General features: G+C 37.0%; 14 protein-coding genes, 1 tRNA gene and 1 other annotated feature. Of the genes, 12 read left to right on the forward strand and 3 right to left on the reverse strand.

Going from position 1 to position 19,005, the window contains the following annotated elements; genetic code table 11:
• The first annotated feature begins 105 nt into the window (after positions 1-105).
• The gene (locus HNQ98_RS00075; protein ID WP_135197663.1) at positions 106-675 is read left to right on the forward strand and encodes a TetR/AcrR family transcriptional regulator; all 570 of its coding nucleotides are present in this window, start codon (positions 106-108) and stop codon (positions 673-675) included.
• Positions 676-775: 100 nt separating this feature from the next.
• Here the strand turns inward: HNQ98_RS00075 and HNQ98_RS00080 are convergent, their stop codons facing one another.
• Entirely contained in the window at positions 776-958 is a 183-nt protein-coding gene (locus HNQ98_RS00080) for a DUF3042 family protein (RefSeq protein WP_019041597.1), read from the reverse strand.
• 87 nt (positions 959-1,045) lie between these two features.
• Here HNQ98_RS00080 and HNQ98_RS00085 point away from each other — a divergent pair, with 87 nt between their 5' ends.
• Complete coding sequence (locus HNQ98_RS00085) at positions 1,046-1,810, forward strand: glycerophosphodiester phosphodiesterase family protein (protein ID WP_135197662.1); 765 nt, start codon at positions 1,046-1,048, stop codon at positions 1,808-1,810.
• On the forward strand, positions 1,794-2,684 hold the full coding sequence (gene miaA / locus HNQ98_RS00090; protein WP_135197661.1) for a tRNA (adenosine(37)-N6)-dimethylallyltransferase MiaA: 891 nt from the start codon (positions 1,794-1,796) through the stop codon (positions 2,682-2,684). Before HNQ98_RS00085 ends, miaA begins: the two co-directional genes overlap by 17 nt.
• 37 nt (positions 2,685-2,721) lie before the next feature.
• Here miaA and HNQ98_RS00095 read toward each other — a convergent pair whose 3' ends face one another.
• Positions 2,722-4,803 (reverse strand): cation:proton antiporter, encoded by a 2,082-nt coding sequence (locus tag HNQ98_RS00095; RefSeq protein ID WP_135197660.1) that lies wholly within the window; start codon positions 4,801-4,803, stop codon positions 2,722-2,724.
• A gap of 168 nt (positions 4,804-4,971) precedes the next feature.
• Here HNQ98_RS00095 and HNQ98_RS00100 point away from each other — a divergent pair, with 168 nt between their 5' ends.
• The 3 genes from HNQ98_RS00100 (at position 4,972) to HNQ98_RS00110 (ending at position 11,571) form a co-directional block, all read left to right on the forward strand.
• Entirely contained in the window at positions 4,972-7,503 is a 2,532-nt protein-coding gene (locus HNQ98_RS00100; protein WP_135198171.1) for a M1 family metallopeptidase, read from the forward strand.
• A gap of 259 nt (positions 7,504-7,762) precedes the next feature.
• Positions 7,763-9,034, forward strand: coding sequence for an MFS transporter (locus HNQ98_RS00105; RefSeq protein WP_135197658.1), 1,272 nt, complete (start codon positions 7,763-7,765; stop codon positions 9,032-9,034).
• Positions 9,035-9,210: 176 nt separating this feature from the next.
• A complete protein-coding gene (locus HNQ98_RS00110; protein ID WP_135197657.1) occupies positions 9,211-11,571 on the forward strand; it encodes a Xaa-Pro dipeptidyl-peptidase in 2,361 nt (786 codons plus the stop codon).
• Between the two features lie 69 nt (positions 11,572-11,640).
• Here HNQ98_RS00110 and HNQ98_RS00115 read toward each other — a convergent pair whose 3' ends face one another.
• Entirely contained in the window at positions 11,641-12,996 is a 1,356-nt protein-coding gene (locus HNQ98_RS00115; RefSeq protein ID WP_135197656.1) for an HD domain-containing protein, read from the reverse strand.
• A 1,360-nt stretch (positions 12,997-14,356) separates the two neighbouring features.
• Between HNQ98_RS00115 and HNQ98_RS00120 the strand changes: the two genes are divergently transcribed.
• The 6 genes from HNQ98_RS00120 (at position 14,357) to HNQ98_RS00145 (ending at position 18,980) form a co-directional block, all read left to right on the forward strand.
• Positions 14,357-14,806: a YwiB family protein gene (locus HNQ98_RS00120; protein WP_014974681.1), complete on the forward strand. Its 450-nt coding sequence runs from the start codon at positions 14,357-14,359 to the stop codon at positions 14,804-14,806.
• A 26-nt stretch (positions 14,807-14,832) separates the two neighbouring features.
• Positions 14,833-15,417 carry a DNA-directed RNA polymerase subunit delta gene (gene rpoE / locus HNQ98_RS00125; RefSeq protein ID WP_014974680.1) on the forward strand — a complete coding sequence of 195 codons (585 nt, stop codon included), beginning with the start codon at positions 14,833-14,835 and terminating at the stop codon, positions 15,415-15,417.
• A gap of 165 nt (positions 15,418-15,582) precedes the next feature.
• Positions 15,583-15,656, forward strand: a tRNA-Lys gene (locus HNQ98_RS00130).
• A 172-nt stretch (positions 15,657-15,828) separates the two neighbouring features.
• Positions 15,829-16,052 (forward strand) — a binding site (T-box leader).
• 69 nt (positions 16,053-16,121) lie between these two features.
• Positions 16,122-17,507: an amino acid permease gene (locus tag HNQ98_RS00135; protein ID WP_014974679.1), complete on the forward strand. Its 1,386-nt coding sequence runs from the start codon at positions 16,122-16,124 to the stop codon at positions 17,505-17,507.
• A gap of 126 nt (positions 17,508-17,633) precedes the next feature.
• Complete coding sequence (gene plsX, locus HNQ98_RS00140) at positions 17,634-18,680, forward strand: phosphate acyltransferase PlsX (RefSeq protein ID WP_135197655.1); 1,047 nt, start codon at positions 17,634-17,636, stop codon at positions 18,678-18,680.
• A gap of 51 nt (positions 18,681-18,731) precedes the next feature.
• Positions 18,732-18,980, forward strand: a complete 249-nt coding sequence (locus HNQ98_RS00145) for an acyl carrier protein (RefSeq protein WP_014974677.1) — start codon at positions 18,732-18,734, stop codon at positions 18,978-18,980.
• Positions 18,981-19,005: the final 25 nt, after the last annotated feature.

Genomic DNA, 19,005 nt, shown 5'->3' on the forward strand with positions numbered 1-19,005 from the left:
TGCGACACTTCCATAATTGAGTATAAAGTTAAGAGTTGATAAATACCAGAATAATAGTGGAAGTGGCACAAAAATGAAAAAGTGAGGCGGAGGGATAAGTAGAATATGGATGGACATCAAAAGTTAGTTTTACAGTCAAAAGAATGGTTGCTGAAAGCTTTGTTTGAGTTAATGCAAGACAAATCTTTTCAGGATATATCTGTGACCGAAATAGCTGAAGCAGCTGGGTTATCGCGCAGAACGTTTTATCGTACTTTCAAAGATAAACAAGAATTGTTGGAGGTTTATGCTGATGAACTCATTCACGAATATATTGAAGCATTAGATCAAGTGAGCGGTCAGATGATGAAATTCGATGACATTGTGCAATTATTTTTTGAGTTTTGGGCACAGCACCGTAATTATGCAAGGGTATTAATTCAGCAAGATTTATTTTATATTATCTTTCATAAATGGAATAATCACGCGTCTCAGATATATCAAAAGTTTCACGCACCTTGGCATATTACTGGTACACCAACAGAAATTAATTACGTACTAGCCTATTCTATTGGCGGACTTTGGCAGATATTGGAAATATGGTTAATGTCAGAAACCCCAGAAAAACCTGAACAGATAACAAAAACAATGATGAAAGCACTTGATAAACTTGGTACAGTTGGCCGGTTTGATTGAAATATCATATTTAATTTAAAAAAATTGTCAAAAGTAAAAGCCTGTCAATCGCTAACACAAGTTAGTGATTGACAGGCTTTTAACTGTTATTATTAAAATTTTAGTAACGTGATTGGTGCGCTGCAACGCTACGACGGATAGCCTGCTTTGACACTTCTTCATGATGTTCTTCCGCTTCTTCAGCTGGCTTGATAACTGTTTGGTGGTAGCTAAGTGCTGCCGCGGCTGCTACTGCTACTGAACTAAGAACGCCAACAAATACACCTGTTTTAAATGAGTTCATAATATTGTTTTCCTTTTCTTAAGTTTCTCTAAAGTCTATTATCAACTATTTTAGTATATTTGTAAATGAATTTAGTATAATTAAGTTATGAAAATGAAAACAAATATTGTCGCTCATCGTGGTTACCGCATAGTGGCACCAGAAAATACAATACCGGCATTCCAGGCGGCCCTTGCTTATCGGCCAGATATGTTGGAAATGGATGTTCATCGTACAAAAGATGGGCACTTGATTGTTATTCATGATGAAAAAGTAGATCGCACAACTGATGGCACTGGGTATGTTAAAGATTTAACTTTGGCTGAAATTAAGGCATTAGATGCGGGTAGTTATAAAGAACCAATCATGCAAGGCGTAAGAATTCCAACATTTATTGAATTTTTAAATTTTTTGCGTGATATTGGTTTTGAGCAAACATTATTGTTGGAAATAAAGACGGATCACGTTGATTATCCCGGTATTGAACAAGAAGTATTGGATATGGTTGCTAGCTTTCAACCAAAGTATCGTGTGATCTATCAAAGCTTTAATTTAACAACTTTGAAAAAAATTCGCCTTTTAAGTCCAAATGCTGATATTGCTGCACTGGTTTTTTGGGCAACACCAAAAGTATATTGGTTAAAAATACGAGGTGTTTTTGACTATATTCATGCTGATATTCGTATTTTAAAACAGAAACCGACTATTTTTTGGCGGGCAAAGAATCATATGCGGACTTGGACAGTAGATAATGAAGCGGATATGCGTCGCATTTTTAAAGCGGGGTTACAAGGAATTATTACTAATCAAGTCGCTTTAGCAACAAAAATTCGTGCAGAAATACAAGGGGATGACAATGACAAACAAACTTAAAATATTAGTGATTGCTGGGCCAACAGCTTCTGGAAAGAGTGATTTAGCTATTGCGATGGCACAGCAATTTAATGGTGAGATTATCTCCGCAGATGCTTTACAAGTTTATCGTCATTTGGATATTGGCACAGCGAAGATTAGTTTGGCAGAGCAACAGATGGTGCCACATCATTTGATTGATATCTTAGATATGACGGCGAGTTTCTCCGTCGCTGAATTTGTGAAATTAGCCGATCAAATCATTGCAGATATTGTGTCACGAGGTAAGTTACCAATTATTGCTGGTGGGACTGGCTTTTATGTCAAAGCGTTATTAGGCGAGCAGGTGCTCGATTTTGTCGCGAGTGATCCTCACGAAGTTGACATGTTAAAACAGCAACCATTAGCGGTGCTTGTAGATGAGCTAAAGTTACGCGATGAAGATTTGTCTCAACGAGTAGATTTGCACAACAAACAACGGGTCATACGTGCGATTGAAATTTCACGTCATGGTCAGCACGATAAGCCCATTCAACGGCCACAATATGATGCCTGTGTGATTGGTATTGACTGGCCGCGCGAAGTGTTATATCAACGCATTAATGCACGTGCGCAAGACATGATTGATGACGGGATCTTGGACGAAGTGTGTAAGATTCTTACAGCAGGCGGTGAATCATTGCAGGCTGGAAAAGCGATTGGCTATAAGGAATTTTTCCCATATTTACAAGGACATGTGTCATTGTCAGAAGCCATTACACAATTGCAGCAAGATTCAAGACGCTATGCGAAACGGCAATTAACCTACCTCCGTCATCAAATACCTGGTTTGATATGGGTGCAAGGGGAAACAGCACAAGATGAGTTAACGAATCTGCTTAAAAAGTGGTTGTAAGAAAAAATCAACGCAGCATGCTGCGTTGATTTTTTAGTTAATTCAGAGATTGTAATTGGCGTATTTGTTGTAGTTGTAAAGTTTGTGCTTGATTAATTTCACTATATAAAATGTTAGCCATAGTATCAGAAATTCGATTATCCATGAGTGCTTGTTGGACGAAATTATATTCTGATTGGAATGCTTGCATATAAAAACCATTATCAATATCTGGTTTATCTTTTTTGTAATCACGTTTAATGATAGAAAAATAATGATTTATTTCATGGCGGACGTAATCGATATACTGATTATCGGTATACTGGTCATCAAGTCGTTGGCTTAAAGTATCATCTAAGTAAGCATCTACTGCCTCAATCACATCATAATTTAGTTCCAGCAGTTCATCTCTGGTATTTAGCCAATCTTGTCGCTGGTTTTCATTTTGGGATAGCCAATTTTCCTGTAATAGCATTTTCTGCGTTTTTACTAGTTTTTTGTTCTGATGGTACAACTTCGTATGTTTATATTGATTTTGGAACCGTTGTTTAGCAGATTGTAACATGGCCTTTGGATTATGTGGATGAGCGGCAGGATAGAGACGATTAATTATTTTTTGATAAGTATCAATGACCGGACGAGTGTAGTGATTATTGACTTGATCACTATTAAGATATGTTAAAACAAATGTTTTTGTTTGGGAGAGTAAGTCTTGATAATTCTTGAGCATTTCTTGTCTGTCATTGATTCGTATAAAGCCTTTTTGAGATTGTAATTGTTCTGTTAATTTTTCACGAACATCATGATCATTAATATTTTGATGTATTTGTAATATGGCGTAATCGACCATTTGATCGCGTGTATGATTAAGTTCGTTATCCGTAAATGACTGGGCTTTTGATGGTAATAGGATAGGAAGCAAAACAGCACTAATTAACATACTAATTAAGATAACAAGTGTGGCGACGATAATGAGTTCTTCTCGATAAGGGAAATTTTGACCCCCAATTTGAGTTGGTAGTGAGAAAGCCATTGCTAGCGTCACCGTGCCATGCACACCACTAATGGCAAAAAGACGCGCATTTAAAGTATGATGCTTGTCACTTCGATCACCAAAGAAAGCTGTTGTATCTCGATCATCTGCGTTTTTTGCCCACAGGAAGCGGACGATGAACATTGTGAGGTAAATTAAAAGTGCTAAGACAACTAATTGTAGTGACAACCGAATGCCAATATTCGTTACTTCATGCCAGACGGATCGCAGCGAGATACCTAGAATGAGGAACACGATGCTGTTTAATATATTAGAAATAGTATGCCAAACGGCTGACTGTGTTAATTGCACACGAGTAGATGTTAATCGTAACTTACTTGATTCCCAATTATGAACAATACCTGTTGCCACTACAGCCAAAATACCGGATGTGTTGAAAAATTCAGCAAGTAAATAGACAGCAAAAGGGGTTAATAGGCCGATTGGTAGAATTGTTGTTTCAGGATCGCTGGCTCGGAAATTTAACGTTGTTCGAAGCCAAACAAGCGCAAAACCACTGATGATACCAATAATAACACCACCGATAGCAACGAATAGAAAATGTTGTAAGCCACTAAAAATAGAAAACGAGCCTTTTTCTAGAACGGATAGCGCGAGGTCTAACATCACCAATCCAGTGGCATCATTAAATAAAGATTCGAGTTCTAATGCTTCGTTTACGCCTTTTGGCATCGAAGTACCAGACGTGAGAGATTTAACAGCGACAGCGTCAGTTGGGACCACGATAGCGGCCAAAGTAATCGCTAAAGGGAAAGTCCATGCAACTTCGATGCGATTTGCAATGATGCCAACGGCTGCTGCTGAACCAATCGCCAAAACAACAGAAAGTAAAAAAATAACTTTAAATCGTTCTCTTATTTTTTTAAAAGATTGCCTTTGACCATCCAAAAACATTAGTGGGGCAATAACCATAAGCATAAAGAATTCAGGCTCTAGTTCAAAATTTTTAAATGTTGGGGTAAAGGACAAACAGATACCAACAATGATTAGAATAAATGTTTCTGGAATTTTAGGTAAAAAAGGTTGAATGATGTTGGTACCAATAATACCAATTAATAGTAATGCCAAAGTATATAAAATAGTCACGTTATTTCCTCTCGTTAAATGATTAATCGCAGTTTTGAGATTGATTCAGTCGTTGAAAACAACAACATAGGATAATTATAACAAACGCCGTTTTTCACTGTATGTTGATACCGTGTAATCGGACAAAAGTGTATAATGAAATTATTCTAGCATTAAAAAGGAGTCACCATGGCAGAATTTGAACGATTGTATAAGAAATTTCAACCTGATCATTACAATATCTATTTGGATATTAATCGTCAGAACAAAATTTTTAGTGGGAAAACAAGTATCACTGGAACTGCGAAAACTAATCAGATTGCAATACATCAAAAAGATTTGAAAGTCAGTGCGGTTAAAGTAAACGATGTTGATGTGTCTTTTACACTAAATAATGACATCGATGCGCTTAACATCGACTTACCTGAGACAGGGAAAATTACACTAACAATCACTTATTCTGCACCACTAACAGATACAATGATGGGGATTTATCCATCATATTACGAAGTGAATGGTGAAAAGAAACAACTGATTGGCACACAATTTGAAACAAACTTTGCGCGTCAAGCTTTTCCGAGTATTGATGAACCAGAAGCCAAAGCAACATTTGATCTAGCAATTAAATTTGACGAAGAAGCTGGCGAAACCGTATTAGCCAATATGCCAGAAAATCATGTTGAAAATGGCATCCATTATTTTGATACCACTTTACGTATGTCAACCTACTTAGTTGCTTTTGCGTTTGGGGATCTACAAAGCAAGCAAACAAAAACAACAAGCGGTGTTAATATTGGTGTTTATGCAACCAAAGCCCATGAAGATAAAGCGCTTGATTTTGCTTTAGATATTGCGAAACGTTCGATTGAATTTTTCGAAGATTTCTACCAAACGCCGTATCCATTGTCACAATCTAACCAGTTAGCATTACCTGATTTTTCAGCTGGCGCTATGGAAAATTGGGGATTGGTAACTTATCGTGAAGCTTACTTGTTACTTGATCCGGATAATACATCATTACAAATGAAACAAGTTGTTGCCACTGTGATTGCTCATGAGTTAGCACACCAATGGTTCGGTGATTTGGTTACAATGAAATGGTGGGATGATTTGTGGTTAAATGAGAGTTTTGCCAATATGATGGAATATGTTGCGATTGACGCGCTTCAACCAGATTGGCATATTTGGGAAACATTCCAAACGAATGATGTTCCTGCTGCATTGCGTCGCGATGCAACGGACGGCGTACAATCAGTTCATGTTGAAGTCAACCATCCGGCTGAAATTGACTCGTTATTTGATTCTGCTATTGTCTATGCTAAGGGCGCTCGTATGTTAGTGATGGTGCGTGCTTTAATCGGAGATGAAGCCCTTCGTGAAGGGTTAAAAAACTATTTTGCGGCACATCAATATCACAATGCAACTGGATCGGATTTGTGGCAAGCATTGGGCGAATCATCTGGTAAAGATGTGTCAGCTATTATGCATTCATGGTTGGAACAACCGGGCTACCCCGTCATTCATGTTGCAGTTGTTGATGGTCAATTAACACTATCACAGCAACAGTTCTTTATTGGAGAAGGTCAGGACGTTGACCGTCAGTGGCAGGTACCATTGAATAGTAATTATGATAACGCACCTACTATTTTGACAGAAAAAGCTTTGTCATTGGGTGATTATGATGTTTTGCGTGCAACTGCAGGGGAACCATTTCGTGTCAATGTCGGTAACGATTCACATGTTATTGTGCATTATGATGACACCTTATTACGTGACATTTTAACTGAGGTCGATCAATTAGACGCTATTTCACAGTTACAGATTTTGCAAGATTTACGTTTGTTGGCTGATGGTAGTCAAATTTCTTATGCGGATATCGTACCGTTATTATTACGATTTGCTCATAGTTCGGACACAATCGTAAATGACGCACTTTATCGTGTCGCGGGAAATCTACGCCAGTTTGTATTGCCTGATAGTGAGGATGAGCAAGCACTGAAGCAATTTTATGGCAAACTGAGTGACCAACAGTTTGAACGTTTGGGTTGGCAGGCTAAAGAAAATGAAACTGCTGATGATCAACTGACACGTCCTTATATTATTTCTGCTGCATTATATGCTGAAAATACTACTGCAATTGCTCAAGGACATGCTATTTTTAAAGCGCATGCACAGAACTTACTCACCTTGCCGGCAGACACGAGACCTTTTGTTTTACGTAATGAAGTACAAAATTTTGGTCGTGATGATCTACTTAGCCACCTTTTATCTGAGTATATTACTAGTTCAGATGCTAGCTATAAACAAGATTTACGTGGTGCCATTACCAGCACCAAGAATTTAAAATTCATGACAGAGTTAGTAGCAAAATTTGAAGATGCTGATGTGATTAAACCGCAAGACCTACGTGGTTGGTTTGGTAGCGTCTTGAGAAATGCACAGGGTGAGCAAATCGCTTGGGATTGGTTACGTCAGGAGTGGGGATGGCTTGAATCTAAGGTTGGCGGAGACATGGAATTCACAACTTATATTACTGTGGTTGCTGGTATTTTGAAGACAGCAACACGATTGGAGGAGTTCAAAACATTCTTTGAACCTAAGATTAATCAGCCAGGACTGACACGTGAAATTACGATGGATACACGCGTAATTAGTACTCGTGTGGCGCTAATTACAGCTGAAAAGGCAGCAGTTAATGCGGCTATCATTGAAAATAACTGAGCCAAAAGAACACCTGATGATGATCGGGTGCTCTTTTTATGAAAGAGAATAAAAAATTGTATTTGAAAAAATGTTTTGAGTGTAATAATGATAAGCGTATGAAGTGTTTAGATATTTTAATTGAGTTAAGCGAGATTCCTATTATCAATTTTTAATTATAATGTTAAACGTTTAATTGTGTTTTTTGATGATGTATGGTTTAATATTTAACAGACAAAATAAAGATTGCCGGTGAGCGATCATTTTGAAGGAGAATATAATGGCAATAAGTCAGGTCAGTAATACAGCAGAGGATGCCGTATCCAAAAAGCTAACCCAGGAACAAAAAGTTGTTTTGGGTTCGACGACACTAGGGTTTACCTTAGATCATATGGATGCGACTTTCTTATCATTTGCCTTAGCACCAATGATTGCTGAGTTACACATCAGTGGCGCACAAGGTGGTATCATTGCTGCAATGTCTAACTGGGGTGCATTATTAGGGAGTGTACTATTTGGTATTTTGGCAGACCGCATTGGTCGTGTACGCGTTTTGTCGTATACCATTATGTTAGTCACGTTTGCCACTGTAATTTTGGCATTTTTAGATAATGCATACACGATTTATGGGTCACGTTTCTTACTTGGTATGGGAACTGGTGGTGAGTATGGTGTGAGTATGGCACTGATTGCTGAGAGCTTTAAGGCCAACCGAGTCGGTAGGGTGAGCTCTATTACGGCCATTGGTGGACAAGTAGGTGCTATTCTGGCAGCCATTTTAGCAACACTCATTATGCCATCTTTTGGTTGGCGTGGACTATTCATGATTGGCTTCTTACCTTTGATTGTCGTTTACATTGTGCGTCGTCATTTGAAAGAAACACCAGCTTTTGAGCAGTTGCAGGCAGATTATAAGTCTGGGAAGAAGAAGTTCAGCTTTAAATTCATTGCTAATACGCCCAAGCGTGCTTATACGTCACTTGTTTTGATTATTATGCTAACCATCCAAACATCTGGTTATTATGGTTTGATGAATTGGTTGCCAACAATTATGCGTAAACAATTGGGGATTACTTCAACTGTAACAGCTGGATATGTCAACTTGGGCATGATACCAATTATCATGGGAATGGCTATTGGTATGCTGACATTTGGAACAATTTTAGACAAAATTGGACCGCGCCAGGCATTTGCAATTTTCTTAGTTGCTTCTGCATTAATGATATACGCTTTCACTTTCGCCTATAATATGTGGACGTTAACTATATTAGGTGCAGTCGTCGGTTTCTTCTCTAATGGTATGTACGGTGGTTTTGGAGCGGTTATTAGCCGTTTATACCCCTCAGAAATTAGAGCTACGGCAGCTAATACCCTTATGGGTTCGGGAAGAGCGATTGGTGCTTTTTCTTCAGTAGTTATTGGTTGGATTATGGATAACTATAGTGTTGGTGCAGTTATGCTGAGTTTGGCAGCAATGTATGTGGTTAGCTTGCTATTCATGTTAACTATTCCTGATTTTAAAAAATTAGGAACAAGTAGTTACCAACATTGAAATATTAATTAAACGTCATGAAACCAATTAGTATATCTATTTGTCAGATAAACTAATTGGTTTTTTATATGCCTATAAACTTAGCCAACTCTAGAATCATTGCTATCAAAAAATGAGATATATTATGGGGATGTATTTTTATTGTATAATGTCATTAATTAAAAAAGGTGTAAAAAATGACAAAAATACAACAATACGGTCAACTAAATGTGGATAAAGCAACAGAAATATCAGAATTAAAAACAATTGGGTTCTATCATGATAATTGGTCTGATCAAAATATATTCGAAAAACTAATAAGACGGGCTTTGGTGACATATCATGGTGTGGCCGCTGAAAACGAGTGGTTACGTGAACATCTTGCAACATCAGAAACTGATGTATTAACTTTTTTTGAACAAGAAGGCATACTGGATAGACATATTTTTTATACGATTGCGGCTCAGTTACTTGGTTTTGAAGCAGAATTAGCTGTCCATAATTATGACGGAAAAAAATTGTTTGAAAAAATTGGTTTAGAAACGGTGGCCGTTTCTGATATTTATCATGCTTGGTATATATTATTAAATACCCATACTAAAAATGGCCTTTTATGGATTGATGACTTAGCTAGTCATGGTTACTTTGAAGCTAATAATCAACGTTTGTTATTCAATGGTAAATCCATGGTGACATATGATACCAAATATTTAATTCAAGAAACAGTTTGGGTTGAAACAACTGTTGATTCAGATGGAGATGGGCGACTAGACTTAATCCAAGTTGATATCCAAAGACCGAACACAACGGAAAAATTACCAGTTTTATTTACTGCTTCACCTTATTATCAAGGGATGATGGTGCAAGAAAACGACGCTAAAATACATTCGGTTAATCAACCGTTAACTCATAAAGCAGTTAGCCATGTCACAGGGGATATGGCAAACAATAATGAAGAACTGACGAGCGACATAAAACCTCGAGTTGTCAGCGGGCAATCAACAAAAGCCACGAAAACTTTTGTTGATTTAGCTGGAAAACCCTGGGACTTAAATAATTATTTCCTATCTCGTGGATATGCTGTGGCCTATGCTTCTGGTGTGGGCACGCGTCATTCTGATGGTATGCAAGATACTGGCTCGCCAATGCAGGTTGAATCGATGAAAAATGTCGTAGAATGGCTAGCCGGTGATCGTGTCGCTTTCACAGATCGAACGAGCCAAATTGCAATTAAAGCAGATTGGTCAAATCATAAAATAGCGATGACGGGAAGATCTTATTTAGGCACCTTGGCTACAGCAGTTGCCACAACTGGGGTTAAAGGATTACAAACGATTATTTCTGAAGCTGCTATTTCAGATTGGTATCAGTACTATCGTGATAACGGATTAGTTATTGCACCAGGAGGTTTTCCTGGAGAAGATATGGATGTTTTAGCGGAATTAGTTTTTAGTCGTATGAAAGACCCTGCTGATTGGCTTCGGAACAAAAAGCAGTGGCAGTTATTTCAAGAAAATACTACACAACTTCAAGATCGTCAAACAGGTAATTATAATGCCTATTGGGATTCGCGCAATTATTTAAATCACACGAATCAAATTAACATCGATATTGTTTCAGTTCATGGTTTAAATGATTGGAATGTCAAGCCGCGGCAAGTGTATCGTTTATGGCAAGCTTTACGTGATAATGGTCATCATAACAAACTGATTTTGCACCAAGGACAGCATATTAATATTAATGATAATGCGTCATTAGATTTTGCTGATCAAATGAATTTATGGTTCACAGAGAAACTTTTAGGTGTTGATGTTGGCGCGACAAATATCCTACCAACAGTCACATGGCAAGATAATACACAAGTCCAAACTTGGCATAAATTAACAGATTGGGGGGACAACTCGCATGAAAAGACTTATCATTTCACAGCTAATCAACTAGTTTCTGAACCAACAAACGGTACCTTATCGTTTACCGATGGCTTACCGGAGGGGCTTTTTAAGCAATATACAAAGAATTTTAATCAGTGGCGTGAGCAAACTTTAAAGCAAGCACCGGCATTAGCAAATACACAGCTTCATTTTAAATGTGAGACTTTATCTCAGTCACAGTTTATTGATGGAGAGACTATACTTAATTTGCGTGTGAAATCGTCACAAAATGTAGGTCTTATTAGTGTCATGCTAGTTGATTATGGTCTGGATAATTACTTGAAACCTAATTTAACTCGCCAGAATGTAGCTATTGATCGTGGTATGAATTTTGCTAAGACACCTTTGCAAGAATTTGAAAGTCAAAAAGGACAGTACAAGATGATTAGTATTGGTCATATTAATTTGCAGAATCGGCATAGTGCTTGGCAAAATGATGATTTGTTGGTTGATGAATACGTGTCAGTTAAATTAACATTACAGCCTACGATGTACCGACTTCGTGCCAGTCATCAGCTAGGCGTTATTATATATGCTACTGACTTTGAAATGACAATCCGAGGAAATCAGGCTATTACTTATACGATTGATCTTGCACATAGTAGTCTCATGTTACCGATAAAATAGGTGCCACTGTGACTACTGAGTGGGATATAATTTATGATTAAAAAAGCTAATGACTAGTCATTAGCTTTTTTAACTCTCTGGATTAGGTGTTGTTAATGCATTATTATGAATGTAACTACGGAATGTCTTAAATGTATCGGCAAATAATTCATCAGGCTCAATATTGAGCATTTCTTTTGGAAAATAGAATCGGTTATCAAAAGATACTTGACCCTTAATGGCCGCAACTAGTGGTGATAATTCTGATAATTCACGATGGGTACCATCACCTAATACGAAGTCAATTTGCGTACGTGGTTTAGCGACATTTGGTTTGTAGTCGTCATAAGGTAAATCAAAAGCATCATTACGCGCTGTATAGTACTTTGGATTGTAGCCTGCAATATTAACTAATTGTTCAAGATCTTCTAGCAGTGGTGCTGTCTCGTCGTTAATAACGATTGATTTCAATGGCCAGCGGTCTAAAAATCTTCGAGAAAGGTCTGATAGTATTGGATCAGGATGGTTTCGCCACATCGAAATATATGTCATGAACACGTGATCATCAATTTGTAAGTAATCGTGAACAGTTAATGGTTGATCGTTAAATAAGGGGGTTAGCAGTGGTCCCACAAAATCTTTTTCATGTGTATCGCTTGCTGTAAATAGCTCATGTGCTCTGTGTAATAGATGCTCTAACAAAACCTCCATACCACGTGATACCGGGTGGAAATAGACTTGTAAATACATCTGGTAGCGACTGACAACATAATCTTCAACGGCATGCATGCCACCAATGTCAAAAGCGATACCGTTAGCTGTTGGGCGCATTGTACGTAAAATACGATCAATATCAAATTCTCCGTATTTTGTTCCTGTGAAATAGGCGTCTCGCAAGAGGTAATCCATACGATCTACATCTAACTGACTAGAAATCAGTTGAACAACTTGCGGATTTTCGTAAGTTTTTGCAATGACGCTAGCTACTTTATTTGGAAAATCTAGTGATACTTGGGAAAGCACTTGATTAATTTCTGTATCACCAACAATAATCTCGCGTGTAATGGCCTCATGATCAGTACCAAATAAATGCTCAAAAGTATGTGAAAATGCCCCATGACCAATATCGTGTAATAAAGCAGCGACTAGCGTTAGTAGGCGTTCTTCAGGTTGCCAAAGGCCGTCATTTGGTGATTTTGAGCGATAATATTGTTCAAAATATTCTGTAATACGTCTGGCAATTTCGTAAGCACCAACTGAGTGACCAAAACGTGAGTGTTCAGCACCATGAAAAACGGCACCAGTAATACCAAGTTGCTGAACGCGACGTAATCGTTGAAACTCGGTGGTGTTAATTAAATCGAGTATGATGCGATCCTGTACATGAATAAAGTTGTGAATAGGATCACGTAAAACTTTTTCTTTTGCTAATTTTTCTGTAAACATAAGCTGCCTTTTTGTCTTTCTTATATTATAACCCAAATGATTAATGAAAGGAGGATGTAAAATGGCCTTGTTATTGGGAGAAAAAATAAATAAAAAGTTGAATGAAAGCAAAAAAACAGCCTACTGGCTATCAAAAAATCAGATGTTTCATTTTGGGCATTATATCCAATTTTGACAAACAAAAGACAGAACCCAATGTTTTCTACTATGTAGAAGTTAGTTAAAGCTGTTTCAAATGATTGAGATGAAATTTATTTAATGGGGTATGACGTCTGGGATGAAGGTAATTCTTACTCGGCATACTTAGATGAGTGCAGGAATTCTGTGAAATATAAATCAGGAACTTGGTATGTTCTAACTGTTGATGGAGAGATAGTCAGCTAATAGTTTACGATAGATAGCGCCTTAATGGTTGATTTGTTTGCACAAAAATTATTCTCACTAATGAATGATGTGAGATGACTTACATAACACGATCTGAATATGTCGCTAAACTGTTCATTTTTTATACCTAACTCATGGCAGGGCGGACTGACGTAACAACCGCGGGAGGGAAAGTATGAACACAGAAGATTAGTGGCTTCAAAGTATGACATTGAGCTACTTTACAAAGTAGTGTCTATAAATGGCAAACTGGGCAGGTTATTAAAGACTTTACGAAAAACAAGCAATTATTTAAGATATGTGCTATAATTAATTTATTGAGCACAACAGAGAGTGTACTCAACAGTCTAGCAGAATACTTGTCAAATTATTAGTTACTGGTTTTAATATCATATTTGATATATGTTGAATGATACAGAGAGATCTTCAACCTCAAAAATATTAAGTTAGTTTAGTTAATCAATAAATTTAGTTTTGTAATGTATAGAAGTTTTTATCAAGAAGCCTGTTAGGCTTTTTATTTTGTTATAAATATATGCTGATAGAGTTACATATTTATGATAATATAAGCAAAAGTCAAACTGGGTTATCTGGTTTGGCTTTTTTTATTTTCCAATAATTTTAGCAGACGCTTCTATTTTAATAATCATGTCATCATATAATATTATCGATGAACATTATGAAAGTAGATGATGAATTGACTCAGAATTTAAGTAATATGTTCACAATAAAGCGCAATATATTGTACTGGGTTCGCATTGTGTATCAAAAGTATTCTAACGCATATAAAAACACTGAAAAAAGAAAAATAAGTTATAATATATTATTAAAGGAAATAATAATAAAAAGCCATTTAATTTGTAGGATTACAATAATATTGGCTTCAATTTTAGATAATGATTATGATATTTTTCACTATATATTATGACTATTGTCTCATTGACAATTAAAGGATACGTGATTTAAGGGAAAAACTATGACGTTAACCACAAAAAATGATGTTGACATTAAATTAAAAACAACGATTACGCAAGACAATGAGTCAGAAACTTTCACATTTGATACAGTCGGAGAATTAATTGTTAAAAATCAGACTATATTCTTGCGTTATACTGAATTAATTGATGGGCAAAATCCTACCAATGTGTTATTTAAAATTGAAAAAGAACATGTTCGATTAAACCGTAGTGGCGATAGTTTAACTAAGTTAGCCTTTGCACATGAGAAACGCCTACCGGCACATTATGAAACAACTATTGGTCAAATGAATTTAGAGACGCATACAACAGCCATGCGAGTTAATATGGCCCCCACAGCGTACTCGGGCACAGTTGATATTGATTATGAACTTTATGCAAATGATATTATTGCTGGAGAATATAGGATTCGGTTGCAATTTAATCAAATATCTAGTAAACTTAATTAGTTAGAAACTCGAAAGGACGTGCAACTATGGCACTTACACAATTTGGCAATCACCCAAAAGAAGAATTAGCGTTGGTTGAAATTGCATCTGCAATCTTGGAAGAAAATAAAGCTGTTATGCCATTTAGCTCATTAGTTCAAGAAATTCAAGAATTTTTAGGCATTGATTCAGAGACGTTTAAAGAACGCCTCTCACAATTTTATACTGATTTGAACACAGATGGTTCATTTATTTCTTTAGGAAATAATGAATGGGGATTACGTGCATGGTATCCAGTTGATGCCATCGATGAATCGATTCATGAAATTGATGATGAAGATGTGATACCAAAGCGTAAGAAGTCTGTTAAAAAGGTTAATGTCTTTGCTGATTCAGCAGCTGATGATGATGTTATTGACTATAATGATGATGATCCTGAAGATGAAGACTTCGGAGAAGTTGAAGAAGAATCAGTTGATCATGATACGACTGATTCTGAAGTTGAAGTTGACGATGATGAAGATGAAAATGACGTTAAAGTTGGCGATGATGAATCAATTGATGATAATTTGACAGAATTGTCTGGCACAAATGATCTTGATGATTTGAGTGACGGTGATATTGAAAAGTAATGATTTAGAAAACGCTGCTGATGTAGCGTTTTCTTTTTTTTGTAAAAAAGCTTATTATATCAACATTTGTCAGTGATATTAAAAACGTAATTAAAAAAAATTTCAAAAAGGGTTGCATTTTTTAACAAATGTCTGTAATATATATAAATGTGCTACGGCATGTTTGCTCCTTTAACTCAGTTGGTTAGAGTAGGGGATTTTTAATCCCAAGGTCCTCGGTTCGAGTCCGAGAGGGAGCACTGATTTAACAATCAGGAGACCTTTGGGATATTCCATTAAACAGGTATTATCAAGTTCAACTTGGTAATACCTGTTTTTTTATTGTCGTTAAGATAGTTTCAGTATTGTTCATAAAACTGTTGCTGGCTAATAAGCGATATTTGCAAAAAGAACAAAATCATAGTATCATTGGTACTAGCGTTGAGGCGGACAAGTAGTAAATTTATGTATTTAAGAGACATCATGGTTGGTGAGAGTGATGATACATTTTTATGAAAACTACCGTTAAAGCATAATATGAGTAGGCGGAAGCTGAAATTATTGTCGGTGTAATTGGTCGTTAACCTAATTATTGTTAAGCGGTATGCTGAGTCATACTTAAAATTGGGTTGGTACCGCGCAAAAGCGCCCCTAGAGAATAGTTTCTAGGAGTGCTTTTTTTACAGCTTTTTATTTTTGGTTATAAACGTGGAGGATTTACTACTATGACGGAGAAACACAATAATAGAGAATTAAATCGTGATTTGTCATCTAATCAAATGCAAATGATCGCCTTAGGTGGGACCATTGGTGTTGGATTATTTATGGGGGCTTCTTCAACCATTAGATGGACTGGCGTATCTGTCATTTTAGCCTATGCACTTGCTGGTATAATTTTGTATTTAGTCATGCGTGCGTTGGGAGAAATGTTGTATGTTGATCCAGCTGTTGGCTCTTTTGCCAATTATGCGACAAAATATATTCATCCTTTAGCCGGTTACCTGACGGTATGGGCGAATGTGTTTCAGTGGTTAACAGTTGGGGTCTCTGAGACGATAGCCGTGGGCATGTACCTTGATTACTGGTTCCCTAACATTCCTGGTTGGGTAACTGGCATTGTGGTGTTAGCAACGCTAACATTAGCCAATTTGAGTACGGTTAAGGCCTATGGGAATCTTGAGACCTGGTTCTCAATGATTAAAGTGGTTACGATTGTGTTGATGATCATTTTAGGATTTATGGTAATTTTGCTTGGCTTTGGCAACGGTTGGCAGCCTGTTGGTTTCTCAAATTTGTGGACGCATGGCGCATTCTTTGCTGGTGGATTTAAAGGCTTCATGTTTGCTTTATCTATTGTGATCACATCGTACCAAGGTATTGAAATTATTGGGATAACAGCTGGAGAAACAGCAAACCCCAAGCATGCGATTGTTGCAGCAATCAAGTCGATTGTTGCACGTATATTAATTTTCTATATTGGTGCTATCTTTGTTATTATCACGATTTATCCATGGAATCAGTTAGATCAAGTTGGGTCACCTTTTGTGGAAACATTTTCACGTGTGGGGATAACTGCAGCAGCCGGTATTATTAACTTTGTGATGATGACAGCTGCAATTTCTGCTTTGAATTCAGGGATGTTTAGTTCGAGTCGAATGCTTTATACGTTAGCTTTAAGTAAGGAAATTTCACCCAAATTTCTAAAGTTATCAAAGCATCGTGTGCCTACCTTACCAGTGTTAGCTATTTCAGGTGGCATATTCTTAGGAATTATTTTAAATGCCTTGTTACCATTATTTTGGCATGGTAGCGCCAATATTTTTGTGCTTGTCTATTCTGCTAGTACTTTGCCTGGTATGGTGCCATGGTTTGTCATCTTGTGGAGCCAAATTAAATTTCGACGAGAAAATAAAGCGCATATGGCTGAGCATCCGTTTAAGATGCCATTTGCCCCGTTTACTAACTACTTTGCTATACTCATGCTATTAGTTACGTTAGTCTACATGGTGATTAACACAGATACACGTGTGCCATTACTTATTGGATTCATATTTTTAGTTGTGATGTCTATTATTTTTTTCATGACACATAGAAGCCGATCTACTAATTAAATACCATATTTTAGCAGAATCATTAAAGAAATGATAAAATAAACAAAGATAATTTGAAAAGAAAGGTATTCAGAGCCAAGTAAAACGTTTGTATAAAGCGCATATGCATATCTGGATGATAAAATCATGAAAATAGCAATAGATGCAATGGGAGGGGATTTTGCGCCATTTGAAATAATTAAAGGTGTTGAAATTGCCCGTGATCGTTATAAAGATATTGAATTCCAACTATATGGTACCGAAGGTGAAGTCAAACCTTTAATTCAGAATTGGGAACGTATTGAGCTTATACCAACAACTGAAGTCATTGCTATGGGTGATGAACCAGTTAAAGCTATGCGCCGGAAAAAAGATTCATCAATGGTACGTGCAGCAATGGCAGTTAAAGAAGGCCGGGCTGATGCACTATTTAGTGCTGGCAATACCGGTGCACTCTTATCGAGCGCTATCTTCCTAGTTGGTCGTATTAAAGGTGTTGATCGACCTGCTTTGGCTACGGCTTTACCAAGTTTTGGTGGTAAATATGATCACTTTGTTTTCATGGATCTAGGGGCTAATGCAGATAGCAAGCCTGTACACCTTTATCAATATGGTATTCTTGGTAGTTTTTATGCATCGCATGTCTTAAAGATAGATGAACCAAGTGTACGTTTATTGAACAATGGTGCAGAAGAAGACAAAGGGGATGAAGTTCATAAAACAGCTCACCAACTGATGAAGAATTCACCTTCTTTTAACTTCCTTGGTAATATTGAAGCACGTGATTTACTTGATGGCACAGCCGATGTCGTTGTCGCTGACGGTTTTTCAGGTAATGCTGCATTGAAAGCAACTGAAGGTACGGCATTAATGATGCTCAAGCAAATCAAGCAATCTATTTTGGCAGCTGGTTTACGTGGTAAAATAGGTGGGGCATTGCTCAAGCCTGCTTTTAAGGAAGTGCAAAAGAAACTAGATTATAATGAAGCTGGTGGTGCCGTTATTTTGGGCACTAAAGCGCCTGTTGTTAAGACACATGGTTCTGCTAAAGCGACAGCTGTGGCTAACACAATGGGACAAATAAAAACCATGGTAGATACACAATTAATACCAGACATTCAACAATATATTAATGCGCACACTGAAGAGCTACGTGCAGGGAATGATGCATTGAGTGAACAAACAAATGATTGATTTGTGTTATACTAAGCACAGATATTTTTTAAATAGATGGAGATATTAGCAATGGCTATGGAAAAAGAAGCGATCTATCATATGATGGCTGATGAGATTGCGACCCGTTTTAATGTAAAACGTGAAGCGATTACACCTGATTTAAATCTTTTGTCGGATATTGATGCTGATTCAATTGACTTTGTTGAATTAGTTTTAGAAGTTGAAGATATGTTTAATGTTGAAATCTCTGATGAAGATGCAGAGAACTTAGTAACATTACAGCAAAATGTTGATTATATTTTTGAACATCAGAATTGATGTTTTATCCAGCGAACTGAAACGG

It is taken from the genome of Leuconostoc carnosum (assembly GCF_014207505.1).
Lineage (GTDB): Bacteria > Bacillota > Bacilli > Lactobacillales > Lactobacillaceae > Leuconostoc > Leuconostoc carnosum.